Annotated in this window: 18 protein-coding genes; 14 read left to right on the top strand and 4 right to left on the bottom strand. The window is 61.5% G+C overall.

The genetic code is table 11. The annotated features are described in order from the left end of the window. Positions 1–2: 2 nt before the first annotated feature. Complete coding sequence (locus OCK01_RS11470; RefSeq protein ID WP_281409981.1) at positions 3–206, bottom strand: NepR family anti-sigma factor; 204 nt, start codon at positions 204–206, stop codon at positions 3–5. A 103-nt stretch (positions 207–309) separates the two neighbouring features. Next, on the bottom strand, positions 310–1,443 hold the full coding sequence (locus tag OCK01_RS11475) for a PQQ-dependent sugar dehydrogenase (RefSeq protein WP_263824050.1): 1,134 nt from the start codon (positions 1,441–1,443) through the stop codon (positions 310–312). A gap of 445 nt (positions 1,444–1,888) precedes the next feature. Between OCK01_RS11475 and OCK01_RS11480 the strand changes: the two genes are divergently transcribed. The 4 genes from OCK01_RS11480 to OCK01_RS11495 all read left to right on the top strand — a co-directional run bounded on the left by OCK01_RS11480 (position 1,889) and on the right by OCK01_RS11495 (position 4,643). After that, positions 1,889–2,215 carry a DUF883 domain-containing protein gene (locus OCK01_RS11480; protein ID WP_263824051.1) on the top strand — a complete coding sequence of 109 codons (327 nt, stop codon included), beginning with the start codon at positions 1,889–1,891 and terminating at the stop codon, positions 2,213–2,215. A gap of 2 nt (positions 2,216–2,217) precedes the next feature. Then, on the top strand, positions 2,218–2,646 hold the full coding sequence (locus tag OCK01_RS11485) for a hypothetical protein (protein WP_263824052.1): 429 nt from the start codon (positions 2,218–2,220) through the stop codon (positions 2,644–2,646). A gap of 92 nt (positions 2,647–2,738) precedes the next feature. Next, the gene (locus OCK01_RS11490; RefSeq protein ID WP_263824053.1) at positions 2,739–3,545 is read left to right on the top strand and encodes a response regulator; all 807 of its coding nucleotides are present in this window, start codon (positions 2,739–2,741) and stop codon (positions 3,543–3,545) included. 90 nt (positions 3,546–3,635) lie between these two features. Next, positions 3,636–4,643, top strand: a complete 1,008-nt coding sequence (locus tag OCK01_RS11495; RefSeq protein ID WP_263824054.1) for a sensor histidine kinase — start codon at positions 3,636–3,638, stop codon at positions 4,641–4,643. 26 nt (positions 4,644–4,669) lie between these two features. Here the strand turns inward: OCK01_RS11495 and OCK01_RS11500 are convergent, their stop codons facing one another. Next, positions 4,670–5,422 carry a Crp/Fnr family transcriptional regulator gene (locus tag OCK01_RS11500; RefSeq protein ID WP_263824055.1) on the bottom strand — a complete coding sequence of 251 codons (753 nt, stop codon included), beginning with the start codon at positions 5,420–5,422 and terminating at the stop codon, positions 4,670–4,672. 132 nt (positions 5,423–5,554) lie between these two features. On the opposite strand from OCK01_RS11500, the gene OCK01_RS11505 reads away from it, so the two are divergent. Beyond that, complete coding sequence (locus tag OCK01_RS11505; RefSeq protein ID WP_263824056.1) at positions 5,555–5,911, top strand: hypothetical protein; 357 nt, start codon at positions 5,555–5,557, stop codon at positions 5,909–5,911. 12 nt (positions 5,912–5,923) lie between these two features. Here OCK01_RS11505 and OCK01_RS11510 read toward each other — a convergent pair whose 3' ends face one another. After that, positions 5,924–6,382: a YbaK/EbsC family protein gene (locus OCK01_RS11510; RefSeq protein WP_182827293.1), complete on the bottom strand. Its 459-nt coding sequence runs from the start codon at positions 6,380–6,382 to the stop codon at positions 5,924–5,926. A gap of 481 nt (positions 6,383–6,863) precedes the next feature. On the opposite strand from OCK01_RS11510, the gene OCK01_RS26450 reads away from it, so the two are divergent. The 9 genes from OCK01_RS26450 to cheD are packed head-to-tail and all read left to right on the top strand — an operon-like array spanning position 6,864 to position 14,879. Continuing rightward, positions 6,864–8,462: a globin-coupled sensor protein gene (locus OCK01_RS26450; RefSeq protein ID WP_318530238.1), complete on the top strand. Its 1,599-nt coding sequence runs from the start codon at positions 6,864–6,866 to the stop codon at positions 8,460–8,462. A gap of 43 nt (positions 8,463–8,505) precedes the next feature. Beyond that, positions 8,506–8,796: an STAS domain-containing protein gene (locus OCK01_RS11525; RefSeq protein ID WP_263824057.1), complete on the top strand. Its 291-nt coding sequence runs from the start codon at positions 8,506–8,508 to the stop codon at positions 8,794–8,796. After that, on the top strand, positions 8,796–9,161 hold the full coding sequence (cheY1, locus tag OCK01_RS11530) for a chemotaxis response regulator CheY1 (protein WP_137156722.1): 366 nt from the start codon (positions 8,796–8,798) through the stop codon (positions 9,159–9,161). Before OCK01_RS11525 ends, cheY1 begins: the two co-directional genes overlap by 1 nt. Before the next feature lie 13 nt (positions 9,162–9,174). Beyond that, positions 9,175–11,484, top strand: a complete 2,310-nt coding sequence (locus tag OCK01_RS11535) for a chemotaxis protein CheA (protein ID WP_263824058.1) — start codon at positions 9,175–9,177, stop codon at positions 11,482–11,484. Positions 11,485–11,514: 30 nt separating this feature from the next. After that, complete coding sequence (locus tag OCK01_RS11540) at positions 11,515–11,982, top strand: chemotaxis protein CheW (protein ID WP_182827290.1); 468 nt, start codon at positions 11,515–11,517, stop codon at positions 11,980–11,982. Between the two features lie 2 nt (positions 11,983–11,984). Continuing rightward, positions 11,985–12,887: a protein-glutamate O-methyltransferase gene (locus tag OCK01_RS11545; RefSeq protein WP_263824059.1), complete on the top strand. Its 903-nt coding sequence runs from the start codon at positions 11,985–11,987 to the stop codon at positions 12,885–12,887. Further along, positions 12,884–13,945 carry a protein-glutamate O-methylesterase CheB gene (gene cheB / locus OCK01_RS11550; RefSeq protein ID WP_263824471.1) on the top strand — a complete coding sequence of 354 codons (1,062 nt, stop codon included), beginning with the start codon at positions 12,884–12,886 and terminating at the stop codon, positions 13,943–13,945. The genes OCK01_RS11545 and cheB overlap by 4 nt, the downstream gene beginning before the upstream one ends. Further along, positions 13,945–14,334 (top strand): response regulator, encoded by a 390-nt coding sequence (locus OCK01_RS11555; RefSeq protein ID WP_137156717.1) that lies wholly within the window; start codon positions 13,945–13,947, stop codon positions 14,332–14,334. The genes cheB and OCK01_RS11555 overlap by 1 nt, the downstream gene beginning before the upstream one ends. Then, a complete protein-coding gene (cheD, locus tag OCK01_RS11560) occupies positions 14,331–14,879 on the top strand; it encodes a chemoreceptor glutamine deamidase CheD (RefSeq protein ID WP_182827289.1) in 549 nt (182 codons plus the stop codon). Before OCK01_RS11555 ends, cheD begins: the two co-directional genes overlap by 4 nt. Positions 14,880–14,884: the final 5 nt, after the last annotated feature.

Consider the following 14,884-nt stretch of genomic DNA (forward strand, 5'->3'; position numbering starts at 1 on the left):
GATCAGCTTTCCCCAGTCAGGAGGGACTGTTTGCCGGCGGCGTGGACACGCTCCGCCTTGTCCAGCTGTTCGAGCAAGTCGAGAAAACGGGCCGGAATGGCTTCTTCCTGCAGGGAGTCGTAATACTCCTTGAGCTTCTTGGGGATCTCGCCGAACGGACCCGGCACGCCGGGATCCCCCATTCCGTTTGATTCATCATGGTTCATATGTGCGGGCTCGCATGGTTGCGCTGATTGTCGTCTGGTCTTCGCGGGAACGCCCTCGGCGGACATTGGTTCCATGCCGGCGTAGAATAAAACGACTGAATGGCTATTTCGGCTCCAAACGCCTCAGTCGTCCCTCGGCGTCATCTTCGATCACCCAAACATAGCCGTCAGGGTCGACCGCGACGTCGCGGATGCGCGCCTCCATGTCCCAACGGTCCGCCTCATGCGCGGCGCCGCTCGGATCGAATGTTATACGGCTGAGGCTCAGTCCGGCAAGTCCTCCGATCAACGCTGAGCCTTTCCAACCGGCAAACCGCGTGCCTGTATAGAAAGCGAGCCCCGCGGGCGCGATCACCGGGTTCCAGTAGAGCGAGGGCGCGGTGAAGTCGGGACGCGTCGAATGCCTCGGGATCGACGCGCCGCTGTATTGATCTCCATTGGAAACAAGCGGCCAGCCGTAATTGCCGCCCGCTTCGATGCGGTTGAGTTCGTCTCCGCCGCGAGGGCCCATTTCATGGGCCCAGAGTTGTCCGTCGGGGGCGAAGCCGAGACCATAGGGATTGCGGTGCCCGAAGCTCCAGATCTCGGGTCGCGCCTGACTGCGGGCCTCGAAGGGATTGCCCGGCGCAGGCTCGCCGTCGAGCGTGAGCCTGATGATGCTGCCCTGCGGGGTCGACAAATCTTGGGCGCGCTTTGGGCGCATCCGATCGCCCACCGTCAAGAATATATGTCGTCCGTCAGGCGCGAAAGCGATCACCCCGCCGGCCTGACCGCCGCCGGGTAAAGCGTCGTCACGCCAGACAACGTCGAAATTCTGGAGAGAGACTTCACCGTCGCCGCGAGCCAGCGAGGCCCGCGCCAGCGCCAGAGATCCGCTCGCGGCGTTCGGTTCGACATATGTCAGATAGACCAGCCCGGACGCGGCGAAGTCCGGGGCGGGCGCGATGTCCAGCAAACCGAGTTGGCCGCGATAGACCACGTCCGGAACACCCTCGACCGGCACTTTGTCGCCGCCTGTCGTGACGAGCCACATCCGCCCGCCTTTTTCCGTCACCAGCATCTCATCTTCGTCGAGAAAAGCGAGAGCCCAAGGCGTGTCGAAGACGGCGACGTCTGTGGCGGAAAAGGGAAGGTCGCTCGTCGCTTCCTTGCTTCCGGCATTCTCCGAAGCGACCGTCGCGCCGTCCGAGATCAGCAGGGCGGATAGTCCCGCCAAAAGCCATCTCATTGCTTTCATGCTCAACTCCTTTTTAAAGATCTGTTACGCGACTTCGCTCGGTCCGGATGTTCGTCGGCGCAACCGAGGGGACTTTGCGCCAGGATGGCGGTGACACGGTGTCCAACGCCGCCGAAGGTCTCCGAGATTTTGTAACCCCATGCATGTTGCTCGGTTCCGGATTACGCGAAAAAATCGAGGTTTCAGCCATGTTGGCGGAACCAAACGTCGAACGCGGCGTTTTGCGGATGTCGAATGCAGAGCCCCCTCCTCTCCATTCGGAAGCTGGCGCCGGATCCGCCCCTTCATCCCCCCGAAGGCGCCAGACGCGTAAAGGAGAGAACCTTTCCTCCCGCCGGAATGGTTCTCTCCTTTTTATTTTCGGGAACTTTTTCCCCGTCCGTGCATTTTCCGGAGCGAGTGCGGTCGAGGCCGCGCGGGTCTTTACATCAGAAGGGATGACATCATGGCTTTTTCCGAAGCGAATGAGAAAAACGCGCCGACCGTCGAGGATCTCGAAGCGCAGATCGGCGATCTCAAGCGCGATCTTGCCGAGCTGACCAAGACCCTGACAGCCCTCGGCGCGGCAAAGGCGGAATCCTACCGAGACGGCGCCGAGCGCATGGCTGCCGATGCCGCCGCCGCTTCGCGCCGCGCTTTCAACGACGCCCGTGAAGAAGCCTATTCTCTCGGCCGGGACGTGGAGGATGAAATACGCGCTCGCCCTTTCCAGGCGGTGGGTCTGGCGCTCGGCCTCGGCTATCTCGCGGCTCTCCTGACCCGCAGAGGATGAGCATGCAACACTTCATCACGCTGGCGGGGAGTAATCTGGCGAATGGCGCCAGTCGGGCTGCGGCGCGCGCCGGGCTTTTTTTAGCCTTCGCCTTATTGCTGGCGGTCGGTCTGGCTTTTTTGCTGGCCGCAGCGTCCATCGCCATATCCGATATCTACGGCGTGGTGGTCGGCTGGTTGTTCGCAGGCTCGGTGTTGATCGCCATCTCCATCGTCGGCCTCCTCGCAATGACGATGCGCCGTCGCAGGGTCGTGATCCGACAGGCTCCCATCCGTCCTTTGTCGGAGGTGGATCTCGCGCTTGGTCTGATGCCCGGCCTCATGCGTAAGAGCCCATGGGCCATATTGGCCGTGTGCGCGGCGGGCGCTTTCTTTGCGGCGCGCCGGGTTCATGGCGAACCGCCGGCAGAGCGTCGCCGAGGAACGATATAAATTCATCGCGACGACTTACAGTCGCGGAACCTTTTGCTTATCTTCGCATTTACCAATGCGTCAGCAGAATCCAAGAAGGGGAGAACATCTGAATGACCTTGACCGAGCGCGTGGCCGCCCATTTGCCGTTCCTGCGCCGTTACTCGCGCGCGATCACCGGATCTCAGACCTCCGGCGATGCATTCGTCGTCGCGACGCTCGAGGCGTTGATCGCCGATCTCAGTATCTTCCCGGAAGCGTCGTCGGACCGTGTGGCGCTGTATAAGCTTTTTGTCCGCATCCTCAAGTCGGCTCAGGTCGACGTGCCGCAGGCCATTTCGCCCTTCGCCTGGGAGAAGAAAGCGGTCGCCAATCTGTCCGCCGTGCCGACGCAGGCGCGCCACGCCTTCCTTCTGGTCTCCGTGGAAGGCTTTTCCTTTTCTGAGGCGGCCGAGATCCTGGCTGTCGGCATCGAGGACGTGAAGCGTCTTCTCGACGAAGCGACACAGGAGATCTCCCGTCAGATCACCACCGAGATCATGATCATCGAGGACGAGCCGCTCATCGCGCTCGACATCGAGCACATCGTACTCGATCTTGGCCACAGCGTCAGCGGCATCGCCCGGACGCATTCCGAGGCGCTTGACCTTTATCGTCGCAGCAATCCGGGCATGATCCTCGCCGATATCCATCTCGCCGACGGCAGCTCCGGCATCGACGCGATCAACGACATTCTCAAGGTCGCCAGCGTTCCGGTGATTTTCATCACCGCTTTCCCCGAGCGTTTGTTGACAGGCGAGCGTGCGGAACCGACTTTCCTTGTCACCAAGCCGTATAATCCTGATATGCTGAAAGCATTGATCAGTCAGGCCTTGTTCTTCAATGAAGGCGACAAGGCCTATCAGGCCATGTCCGCCTGATAGATTTGACGCGTAGCAGCCGGCAAAGCGCGGTGCACGGAGAGGCGATATCGGTCTTTCTGCTGCAGGCGCGTAATTTCGAGGTGTAAGGTGCGGCGATTCCTTTGGCACGCCAAGGATCTCAACGAGGGAGAGCTTGGCCCGTTTTTCATCACGGCCCTGCTCGACATGAACGCCAGCCTCATCTTGCAGGACCGCGACCACAATTATCTCTGTGTCACGGGCCTCCCGGATATCTGGCGCCTGAAATCCGACGATGCGCCCGACGATCGTTCCGTCTTCGGCGCGGAGATCGGCGCCCGATTGGCGGACGCCAAGTCGCGTGCGCTCGAAACCCGTCAGACTGAAATCCTCGAAGTGACGCTCGAAGACGGCGGAGTCTTCGAGTTCCGGGTGCTTGCCTTCAGTGGCCATGGCGCGCAGATGCAGTTCATCACCACGATCATCGATCGGGGCGAAGATCGACGTCGCGAAAAGGTGCTTCATTCGCTCTTGCGGGACGTGAGCCATCGGTCGAAAAACCTTCTGGCGATCATCCAGAGCATCGTCACACAGACCTCGCAATATACGGATTCTATCGAAGCCTATGTGCAGAAGCTCAGGGGGCGCATCTTCTCCCTGTCGAGATCACAGGATCTGGTGACGGATTCCGGCTGGCGCGGCGCATTTGCGCGCGAGCTCTTGGAGCAGCAGGTCTCGGCCTATATTCCAAACGGCCAACAGCTGATCACGTTCGAAGGTGAAAACCTGTTGCTGTCTCCGAATGTGACCATGCATCTCGGCCTCGCCTTCCACGAATTGTTGATCAACGCGATCAATTTCGGCAGCTTCCTGCCGGCGGGCCAGACGATCGTGGTGACGATCGCGATGCAGGAGCGTGAGGGACGCGATTTCGTCAGTGTTTCCTGGCGCGAACCCCTGGACGCGGCCTATCGCAAAGCGGGGCAGGACTCTGCGCTGCCGGTTCGCAGGCTTGGGACTGCGATCCTCGAGCGGGTCGTTCCCGCCTCCGTCAATGGCAACGCGGAATATAGCGTATCGCAAAGTGAAGTTCGTTACGGGCTGGTTTTTCCCGCCGATGCGCGGCGGGCCGCCTGAGACTTTGGCAGCCCCGAGCCGCCGCCTCAAATGAAGGGGCGGCGTCTCGGCACCGGCGGGCGCCAGTCGGCGATCCGGGCCAATTCATCCTCGTTCAGCACTTCGCAGCCGCGCTCGAGCCAACGGATGACGCCGCGCTCCGCGAGCTTGCGCAGGGTCTTGTTCGTGTGAACGATCGACAGTCCCAAAGTGTCGGCGACATGCGACTGGGTGACGGGCAGGTTGATGTACTTCGTGTCCGCCATTCCCGACTCTCGCGCCTTGTGCGCGAGGAAGGCGAGGAGATAGGCGGCGCGCTCGATGGCGCTGCGGCGGCCGATGCTCAGAAGATGCTCGTCGAGAATGCGCTCTTCACGCGCCGCTATCCAGGTCAGGTCGAAAGCGAGACCGGGATGATCGCGAAACAGCGTGCCGAGCCGCTCCCGCTCGAATACGCACAACGACAGCGGCGACAGGGCTTCCACAGAATGCTGCATTTCCCCCATGAGCGTGCCCTGCAAACCGAGCAGGTCGCCGGTCGCGACATAGTTGAGCACCTGCCGTCGGCCGTCTTCGAGGATCTTGTAGCGGAAGCCCCAACCCGAGAGCACCGTATAAAGGTGAGGGCTGAGGGAGCCTTCGCTGAGCACGGTCGCGCCGGGCTCGATCAACATCTCGCCACTTTTAAATTCGGAAACGAAATCGAGTTCCGGCGGGGAAAATTCTCGGAAGGTCTCGAGATTTCTGATCCAGCATTTTTCGCAGTCGTGCCGCACTGTGCGGCGAGATGATGACTCCACTCGGGCTTCTCCGTAGAATGCAGCATATCAATGTTGCTGGGCCGTAAAAGTTCCGGACATGTCAAAGTTAAATGACTTACCCGACCCAAATCAGTTGATTGCGCGGCATTGAAACCGGGCTCGGAGAGTGATTTGCGGATTCTGGTGGTGCAAAAGGAATATCTCATCGCGCTGGACGTCAAAGAAGCGCTCGCAGGGCTGTTGCCGGGAGATATCGAAATCGCGTCGCTGATCGAACTGGGCGCGAAGCTGCGCGCGCGGTCGTGGGATCTCGTGCTCCTGGATACGGGCGAAACGCCCGAAACGGATCGTCGCAATGCTTCGGCCGTGCTCGCTTCCGGATCGGCGCTGGTGTTTCTGACCGGCCATGTCGACTTCGCCGAGGGCGTGCCCGGATTTCAGGAATGGCCGGTTCTGGTGAAGCCCTTTATCGAAGGGCAGTTGCTGGACGCCGTCCTGCGAGGTCTGGCCTTGGCCGGCAAGAGTTGAGACGTCCTCCGATTACTGGCAGACGTCGACCCATTCGGCGCCTGCCAGAGCAGCCATGCGCTCGGGCGAGATCCTGACGGCGGCGTGAATGTCCCCGGCTGCAGGCACGACTTCGGCGTAGTCCCGCAGCGAAATATCGCAATAGACCCGGAGGGGCTTCGGCAGCCCGAAGGGACAGACGCCGCCCACGGGATGGCTCGTCTCGGCGGTGACTTCGTCGAGAGCGAGCATGCGCGGTTTGGCGGCGAAACGGGCCTTGAACTTCTTGTTGTCGAGCCGCGCCGTGCCCATGGTCACCAGAAGGATGGCGTCTTCGCCGACCCGGATGGCCAGGGTCTTGGCGATCTGTCCCGGCTCGACCCCATGCGCAGCCGCTGCCAGTTCGACGGTGGCGGTGCTGACCGACAACTCGATGACTTCGATGTCCGGGGCGTTGTCGCGGAAAAACTGTTTGACGCTGTCGAGGCTCATACGTGGTCCGTTCGGGATGATTGCCTCGACGATCATAGAAGCGGCGAGACGGCTGGCAAGCCCGGATTGCGCGTTGAAGAAGGTTAACGGCAGAGAAGGTGGATCCGCCGGTGCGACAAGTATCTCCCACGCGGACGCGCATACGGAAATCCTGCGCCCGAGGCGATTAATTGCCGGCTTGGCCGGTTGATGTTCGCTGTTGGCGGCGCTCTTATTTTAGGAAAAATGAGTGTTCGCGGATGGCGTTAACCTTCAGGCAAGGAATTAACCATAAACATTTTACTCACGCCGGAATGGGATCGCTGCGTGGTCCGATTGGCATGAAGCCGCTTCGCCGTGCCGGTATCAAGTCCGGATTTTCGAACATGTTCTGTGAGATCGTGCTCTACGCGGCGAAATGCGGAAATCTTTCGCAGCCGTGCAAAGCAGGCCGTGTCAGCCCGTCGGCTGGCGTCGCGCGTTGTGACGGGGATTTGAAGTGGTGGACGGGGCTGCATCGGCGGACAGGGAAAGACGCGAAGGCGGAAGCCTCGGCGGTCGCCTGCGTTTCGCGGGGCTCGCCGCCGAAGAAGCCGCGCTTTTGCGCGAACGCCGCAACGACCTGTTGCCTCATGTGAAAGATGGTCTCCGCGATCTCTTCCAGCGCTACCAAACCTTCCCCGACGCCGCACGCCAGTTCCAGAGCGAAGGGCAGATCGATCGCCTCCACGATCTCTGTCAGTCCCATTGGGACGTATTGACCGATGCGCGGTTCGACAGCCTCTATGCCGAGCGCGTGAAACTGCTATCCGACACCGAGAGCCGAGGCGGGCTTGATCCGCGCTGGCGTATCGCCGGGCAAGCGGTCGTTCTCGAGCACCTCGTCGCCGGCGTTCTTCGCGACAACTGGCCGAAGAGCTGGTTCGGCGGCGCCCGCAAGCGGGATGAGGCGCTGCGGCTCGTCTCAGCGCTCATCCGCGCCGTCATGGTGGATCTCGAAATCTCCACCTCGCTGCGCTTCAACGAGAGCCGGCTGAACCACCAGAAGGAACTGGCGGCGAAAGACGCCGCCCGTCGCGGCGAGACCCGGGCCTTGATCGGCGAGATCGCCGAACGGCTCGCCGGCAAGGATTTTTCCCAACCGGTCGGAGAGCAGGCGCTGGAAGATTACCGTGACCTCCTGGGTAGCCTGAACGGCGCGTTGCAGGTCATCAGCGCAGAATTGCGGCGGTCTTCGGACACGGCCGAACTGGCGCGCGACGGAGCGAGCCGCATTGCGTTGTTGGCGTCGGCGCTCGCGTCCAACAGTGATCAGGCGTCAGGGCGGCTGGGCGAGGTCGCTTCCGACGTCGCTGCGCTCGCCGCCAAGGTGTCCGCGGCGGCCGATCGCGCCGGTCTTGCCGAGGGCGCTTCCGGAAAAGCCCGCGACGCGGTGATCGAAAGCGGCAAGATCGTCGGACAGGCCATCGACGCCATGGCCGATATCGAAAGCTCGGCCGAAAAGATCGGTCAGATCATCGGCGTCATCGACGACATCGCCTTCCAGACCAATCTTCTCGCCTTGAATGCGGGCATCGAGGCGGCGCGCGCCGGCGACAGCGGCCGGGGCTTCGCCGTCGTCGCGCAGGAAGTGCGCGGACTTGCCCAGAGATCGGCGGACGCGGCGCGCGAGATCAAGGATCTCGTCACCGGCACCAAGGCTCAGGTCGACAGCGGCGTCGCGATGGTCAACCGCACACAAGGGGCGATCGGTGAAATCGCCACGCAGGTCACCGAGATCAATACGGCGATTTCGCGTCTTGCGCGCGACACGAGCGAATGCGCATCGGAAGTCTCCAGCCTTGCGGAAGCGGCCAATTCGATTGGCCGCATGCTCACCGAAACTTCTCATGTCGCGACGGGCGCGTGTGAACACTCCGATAACCTTAAGGCTGTAATAGTAGAGCTTGGCGACACGATCAGGGCGTTCAGGCTCGGCCAATCCGACCATGGCCGCGTCTCGGGACCTTCCCGGAGGACAGGAAGCGACCAGATCGTTGCGCCCGTGACGGAAACCGGACCGACGGCATTCGCCTTGCTCGAGGAAAGGGTGGCGTCATGACGCATGAACGGGGACCTGAAATCAAAGCGACGGGAAAGACCCAATGAGTGGCAAAGCAATGAAGAAACTCAGTCTGGAGAAAATCCTCGATCTGAACGAGGCCTCCGCCCTGCACGGCAAGCTGATGTCGATGCGCGGCAGCGATCTCGCGATTGATGGATCCGCAGTGGAGCGTTGCGGCGCTCTCTGCATCCAGGTGCTGATGTCGGCATCCAAGACCTGGGAACAGGAAAAGCTCTCGTTCAAGTTCTCAAACATCTCCGACGCGCTCGTCAAGACGATGCAGCTCATCGGAGTCAATCACGAAATGATGCTCGCAAAGGAGAGCAAGTAATGAAGAAACGCGTTCTCACGGTGGACGATTCCAGAACCATCCGAAACATGCTTCTGGTCACTCTCAACAATGCAGGCTTTGAAACCATCCAGGCCGAAGACGGCGTCGAAGGTCTCGAAGTGCTCGAAACCTGCAATCCCGACGTGATCGTCACGGACATCAACATGCCGCGTCTCGATGGCTTCGGCTTTATCGAAGGCGTGCGCAAGAACGACAAGTACCGCGCGATCCCGATCCTGGTTCTGACGACGGAAAGTGACGCGGAAAAGAAGAATCGCGCTCGCCAGGCAGGCGCGACGGGCTGGATCGTGAAACCGTTCGACCCGACGAAACTGATCGATGCCATCGAGCGCGTAACCGCTTAACGGGAACAATCCTATGGATATGAACGAAATCAAAGAGATCTTTTTCCAGGAATGCGAGGAACAGCTCGCGGAACTGGAATCGGGTCTGCTCAAGATGAATGATGGAGACACGGATCCTGAAACGGTAAACGCCGTTTTTCGAGCCGTCCACTCCATCAAGGGCGGCGCTGGCGCCTTCGGTCTTGACGACCTCGTGGCGTTCGCCCACGTGTTCGAGACGACTCTGGATTGCGTTCGTTCCAACAAGCTGGATCCCGGTCCCGATGTCATGAAGGTCATGCTCAAGTCGGCGGATGCGCTGGCCGACTTGACCAACGCCGCCCGCGACGGCAGCTCGGTCGATCCGAGCCGGACCTCGGGTCTCGTGAAGGATCTCGAAGCGCTCGCCCATGGCGAGCCCCTGCCGAGCGCCGGCGGGGCGGAGCCCGCTCCGAAGGCCGCTCCCGCGCCCAAGGCCGCGGCGCCTGCGCCCAAGCCGGCGGCCGCCGCGCCTGCGCCGACCGATGACAGCGGCTTTCAGCCGATCCCGTTCTCCTTCGACGATTTCGGCGACGAACCCGAAGCCGTTGCGCCGACCTTCGAGATCAACTTCAAGCCGCGCACGGAGCTCTACACCAAAGGCAACGACGCCGCCCTGCTGCTGCGCGATCTGCGCCGCCTTGGCGACATGAGCTTGCATTGCGACATGACCACGCTCCCGGCTCTCGACCAGATGGAGCCGGAAAGCGCCTATTTCTCCTGGAAGGTCTGGCTGAAGACTGACAAGGGCGAAGACGCCGTTCGTCAGGTGTTCGAATTCGCCGAATGGGACTGCGAACTCGACATCAAGCAATTGGGCGACGGCGAAGGCATCGGCAACGAAGAAGCCGAAGAATTGCCGATGGTGCCCATTCCGTTCGATCTCAGCATCCTTGAGGACGACGAGCCCGCCGTGATGATCGAGGATCATCACGCGGAAGAGGAGATGGCCGCCGCCGCCGCCATGGCCAGGCAGACCGCCGCCGCCGCGTCGGAAGTCGTCGCCAAGGTCGAGCGCGCCGCAGCCCCCGCCGCTGAAAAGCGCGAGCCCGCCGCCGCCGCCGCGAAAGCCGCCGACGCCAATTCGGCCGCCGGCGCCAACCAGACCATCCGCGTCGATCTCGATCGCGTCGACCGCCTCATCAACCTGGTGGGCGAGCTCGTCATCAATCAGGCCATGTTGGCCCAGAGCGTCATCGAGAACGACTCGACCGGCACCCAGGGCATCAATATGGGCCTCGACGAGCTCCAGCAGCTCACCCGCGAGATCCAGGATTCGGTCATGGCGATCCGCGCCCAGCCGGTCAAACCAGTCTTCCAGCGCATGTCGCGCATCGTCCGCGAAGTCGCCGACATGGTGGGCAAGTCCGTCCGTCTGGTGACGGAAGGGGAAAACACCGAAGTCGACAAGACGGTCATCGACAAGCTCGCCGAGCCGCTGACCCACATGATCCGCAATTCGGTCGACCATGGCATCGAAAGCCCGGAAAAGCGCGCCGCCATCGGCAAGCCGGCCGAAGGCACCGTGAAGCTGACCGCCAAGCATCGTTCCGGTCGCATCCTGATCGAACTGTCGGATGACGGCGCGGGCATCAACCGCGAAAAGGTCAAGCAGAAGGCCATCGACAACGACCTCATCCCGGCCGACGCCAATCTGTCGGACGAGGAGATCGACAACCTGATCTTCATGCCGGGCTTCTCGACCGCCGACAAGATCACCGACGTGTCCGGCCGAGGCGTCGGCATGGACGTCGTCAAGCGCTCCATCCAGGCGCTAGGCGGCCGCATCTCGATCCAGTCGCGCCCGGGGCAGGGCTCGACCTTCATCATGAGCCTGCCGCTGACGCTGGCCGTCCTCGACGGCATGGTGGTGACGGTCGCCAACCAGACGCTGGTCGTGCCGCTGACCGCGATCGTGGAAACGCTGCAGCCGGAGGCGAGCGCCATCCACTCCTTCGGCGCCCATCAGAAACTCATCGCCATCCGCAATTCGTTCTGCCCGCTGGTCGATGTCGGCCGTATCCTCAACTATCGCAGCAATTCGGCCAATCCGGTGGATGGCGTCGCGCTGCTGGTGGAGTCGGAAGGCGGCGGTCAGCGCGCGCTGATGGTAGATGCGATCCAGGGTCAGCGCCAGGTCGTCATCAAGAGTCTCGAGGCCAATTACACGCATGTTCCGGGCATCGCAGCCGCCACCATTCTCGGCGACGGCCGGGTGGCGTTGATCCTGGACGTGGACGCGGTGGTCGCAGCTTCCCGAGGTCAGTCCTTGAGATCGGAGAGCGCGCTCGCCGCGACGGGTTGAAGATGATGTGAGGAGTATGGGTTCGTCAGAATGTCGTACACAGCAAAAGCCATTTCGCAGCAAGGTCGCGAGCTCATCGCATTCCGGATCGGCGATCAGGAGTTTACCGTGAACATCATGTCCGTCCGCGAAATCCGTGGATGGACGCCTGCCACCCCCATGCCGCACACGCCGTCTTACATGCGCGGAGTGATCAACCTGCGCGGGGCAGTCCTGCCGATCATCGATCTCTCGGCCCGGCTGGGCATGAAGCCGGCCGAACCCACGGCGCGCCACGTCATCATCGTGGCCCAGATGAGGGACAAGATCGTTGGTCTGCTGGTGGACGCGGTGTCCGACATCCTCACGGTGACGGACGACCTGATCCAGCCCACGCCGGAGATCGCCTCCGATCTCGAACGATCCTTTGCTCGCGGCATCATCGCGATCGAAGGGAGAATGATCTGCCTGATGGAACTGGAAGCCCTGTTCCACGAGAGTGAAAGCGAAGCTGCGTGACCATGAGTTTAGCCATTGACCCGCGCCGTAATCAGGAAGAGATCCTCGCAGGGGGTGAGTTCCCGTTGACGCGCCGCGATCTCTCCGAGATCGCCGCGATGATCTATTCGGATGCGGGCATCTATCTCAACGAGACCAAGGCTTCGCTCGTCTATTCGCGGCTGTCCAAGCATATCCGGCAACTGGGCCTTCGGGATTTCCGCACCTATTGCGAACTCGTGTCGTCGCCGAACGGCGCGGCCGAGCGCCGCGAAATGCTGTCTTTCCTGACAACCAACTTCACGCGATTCTTTCGTGAAAACCACCATTTCGACCATCTGCGCACCGAAGTTCTGCCGGGCATGATCAGCCGCCTGAAATCGGGCGGACGCGCGCGCATCTGGTCCGCCGCCTCCTCGGATGGCCAGGAGCCCTATTCGATCGCGCTGACGGCGCTGTCGGTGATGCCGAACATCGCCGATTACGACTTCAAGATCCTCGCCACCGATATCGATCCGAAGATTCTCGCCGCGGCCCGGCTCGGAGCCTATGACGCCAGTTCGCTCGAGACCGTCAGCCCGCAGATGCGCAAGCAGTATTTCTCCGAGGTGAATATCGACGGAAAGCAGAAATGGCAGGTCAGCGACACCGTCAAGCGGCTGATCACCTATAACGAGCTCAACCTCATGGCCAATTGGCCGTTCAAGGGCAAGTTCGACGTGATCTTCTGCCGCAACGTGGTGATCTATTTCGACGAACCGACCCAGGTCCGCATCTGGAACCGCTTCTCCGATCTTCTCACCGACGGCGGTCATCTCTATATCGGTCATTCCGAGCGCGTTTCGGGCGAGGCCAAGGCCTTCTTCGACAATACCGGCATCACGACCTACAAGTTCATCGGCAAGTCAGGGGGGAGGAAGACCTGATGGCGCCAGCACGCGTACTCGTCGTCGACGACTCTCCCACGATGCGGGGGCTGATTTCGGCCGTGTTGAATTCCGACCCCGACGTGAATGTGATCGGGCAGGCCCGCGACGCCATGGAGGCGCGCGCCGCCATCAAGGAACTCAATCCCGACGTCGTGACCCTCGACATCGAAATGCCCGACATGAACGGGCTCGATTTTCTCGAAAAGATCATGAAGCTTCGCCCCATGCCGGTGATCATGGTGTCGTCGCTGACGCATCGCGGCGCGGAAGCCACCATCGCGGCTTTGGAGATCGGCGCGTTCGATTGCATCGGCAAGCCGGCTCCCGGCGATACGCGTCCGTTCCATGAACTGATCGACAAGGTCAAGGCGGCGGCCAAGTCGAGCTATCGCTATCAATACATGCGCAAACCGGCGAACCCGGCGCCGGCCGCCAACATCAACGCGGTCCCGTCCGACTACCGGGTCGGGCGAAAGGTCGTGGCGATCGGATCTTCCACAGGCGGCGTGGAGGCTTTGATAGAAGTTCTTAAGAAATTTCCGGTTAATTGCCCGCCGACTGTCATAACCCAGCACATGCCGTCAACCTTTACGAAAAGTTTCGCGGAAAGGTTGAACCGCCTCTGTGCGCCTCAGGTGCAGGAAGCGACCGATGGAGCCCGGCTCGAAATCGGCCGCGTTTATCTTGCTCCGGGGGGCGAGCGTCACATGACGGTCGCAAACGCCCACGCGCCCGTGTGCCGTCTGCTGGAGAAGCCGCCGGTCAACGGACATCGCCCCTCGGTCGACGTCCTGTTCGATTCGGTGGCCGAACTTGCCGGACGCAACGCGGTGGGCGTCATTCTGACTGGCATGGGCCGCGACGGCGCATCGGGACTACTTAAGATGCGTCACGCCGGAGCGCGCACCGTCGGCCAGAATGAAAAGACCTGCGTGGTCTATGGAATGCCCCGTGTGGCTTTCGAACTCGGCGCTGTGGAAACGCAGCTTCCGCTGACGGCCATCGGGGAGGAAATATTGAAACTTACTGCCGCCCGAAAAGAAGGGAGCGACTGATGTCTATCGCTGAAAAAATCAAAGTCCTTATTGTCGATGATCAGGTAACGAGCCGCTTGCTTCTTAGTGACGCTTTGACCCAGCTCGGGTTCAAGCAAATTACGGCAGCCGGCGACGGGCAACAGGGCGCACAGATCATGGCCCAACAGCCTCACCACCTGGTCATCTCGGACTTCAACATGCCGAAAATGGATGGCCTGGGGCTTCTTCAGGCCGTGCGCTCTAACCCGGCTACGAAGAAAGCCGCCTTCATTATCTTGACCGCTCAGGGTGACCGCGCGCTCGTCCAGAAGGCGGCGCAGATGGGGGCGAACAACGTCTTGGCCAAGCCTTTCACCATCGAAAAGATGAAAGCGGCCATCGAGGCTGTGTTCGGGTCCCTGAAATGAGCGATGGCTTCAAACGTGTCCATGTAATCCAAGGCGAGTGGAAAGTCTCGCGCGATCCCGATGTGGTTCTGTCCACCGTGCTCGGCTCCTGCGTCGCCGCCTGTCTGCGCGATCCGGTGGTCGGCGTCGGTGGTATGAATCACTTTCTCCTTCCCGGCTCCGCCGAGGCCATGGCGCAGGGCGGCGACGTATCCCGCTACGGCGTGCATCTGATGGAACTGCTGATCAACGGCCTGCTGAAGCAGGGCGCCCGTCGCGACCGTCTTGAAGCGAAAATCTTCGGCGGCGCCAAGACGATCGCGTCCTTTTCGAATGTCGGCCAGCAGAACGCGGAATTCGCGATGCGCTTCCTCAAGGACGAAGGCATCAAGATCGCAGGCGCGTCGACCGGCGGCGACGCCGGCCGCAAGCTCGAATTCTGGCCGGTCTCCGGCCGGGCACGTCAATATGCGCTGACCGGCGCCGAAACGCAGCGGACCGTGCAGCTCGAAACGCGCCCCGTGCCAGCGCCGAAGCCCGCCGAGTCGTCGATCGAGTTTTTCTGATCTGG

This window comes from Rhizobium sp. TRM95796 (assembly GCF_025779995.1).
Classification (GTDB): Bacteria; Pseudomonadota; Alphaproteobacteria; order Rhizobiales; family Rhizobiaceae; genus Rhizobium_E.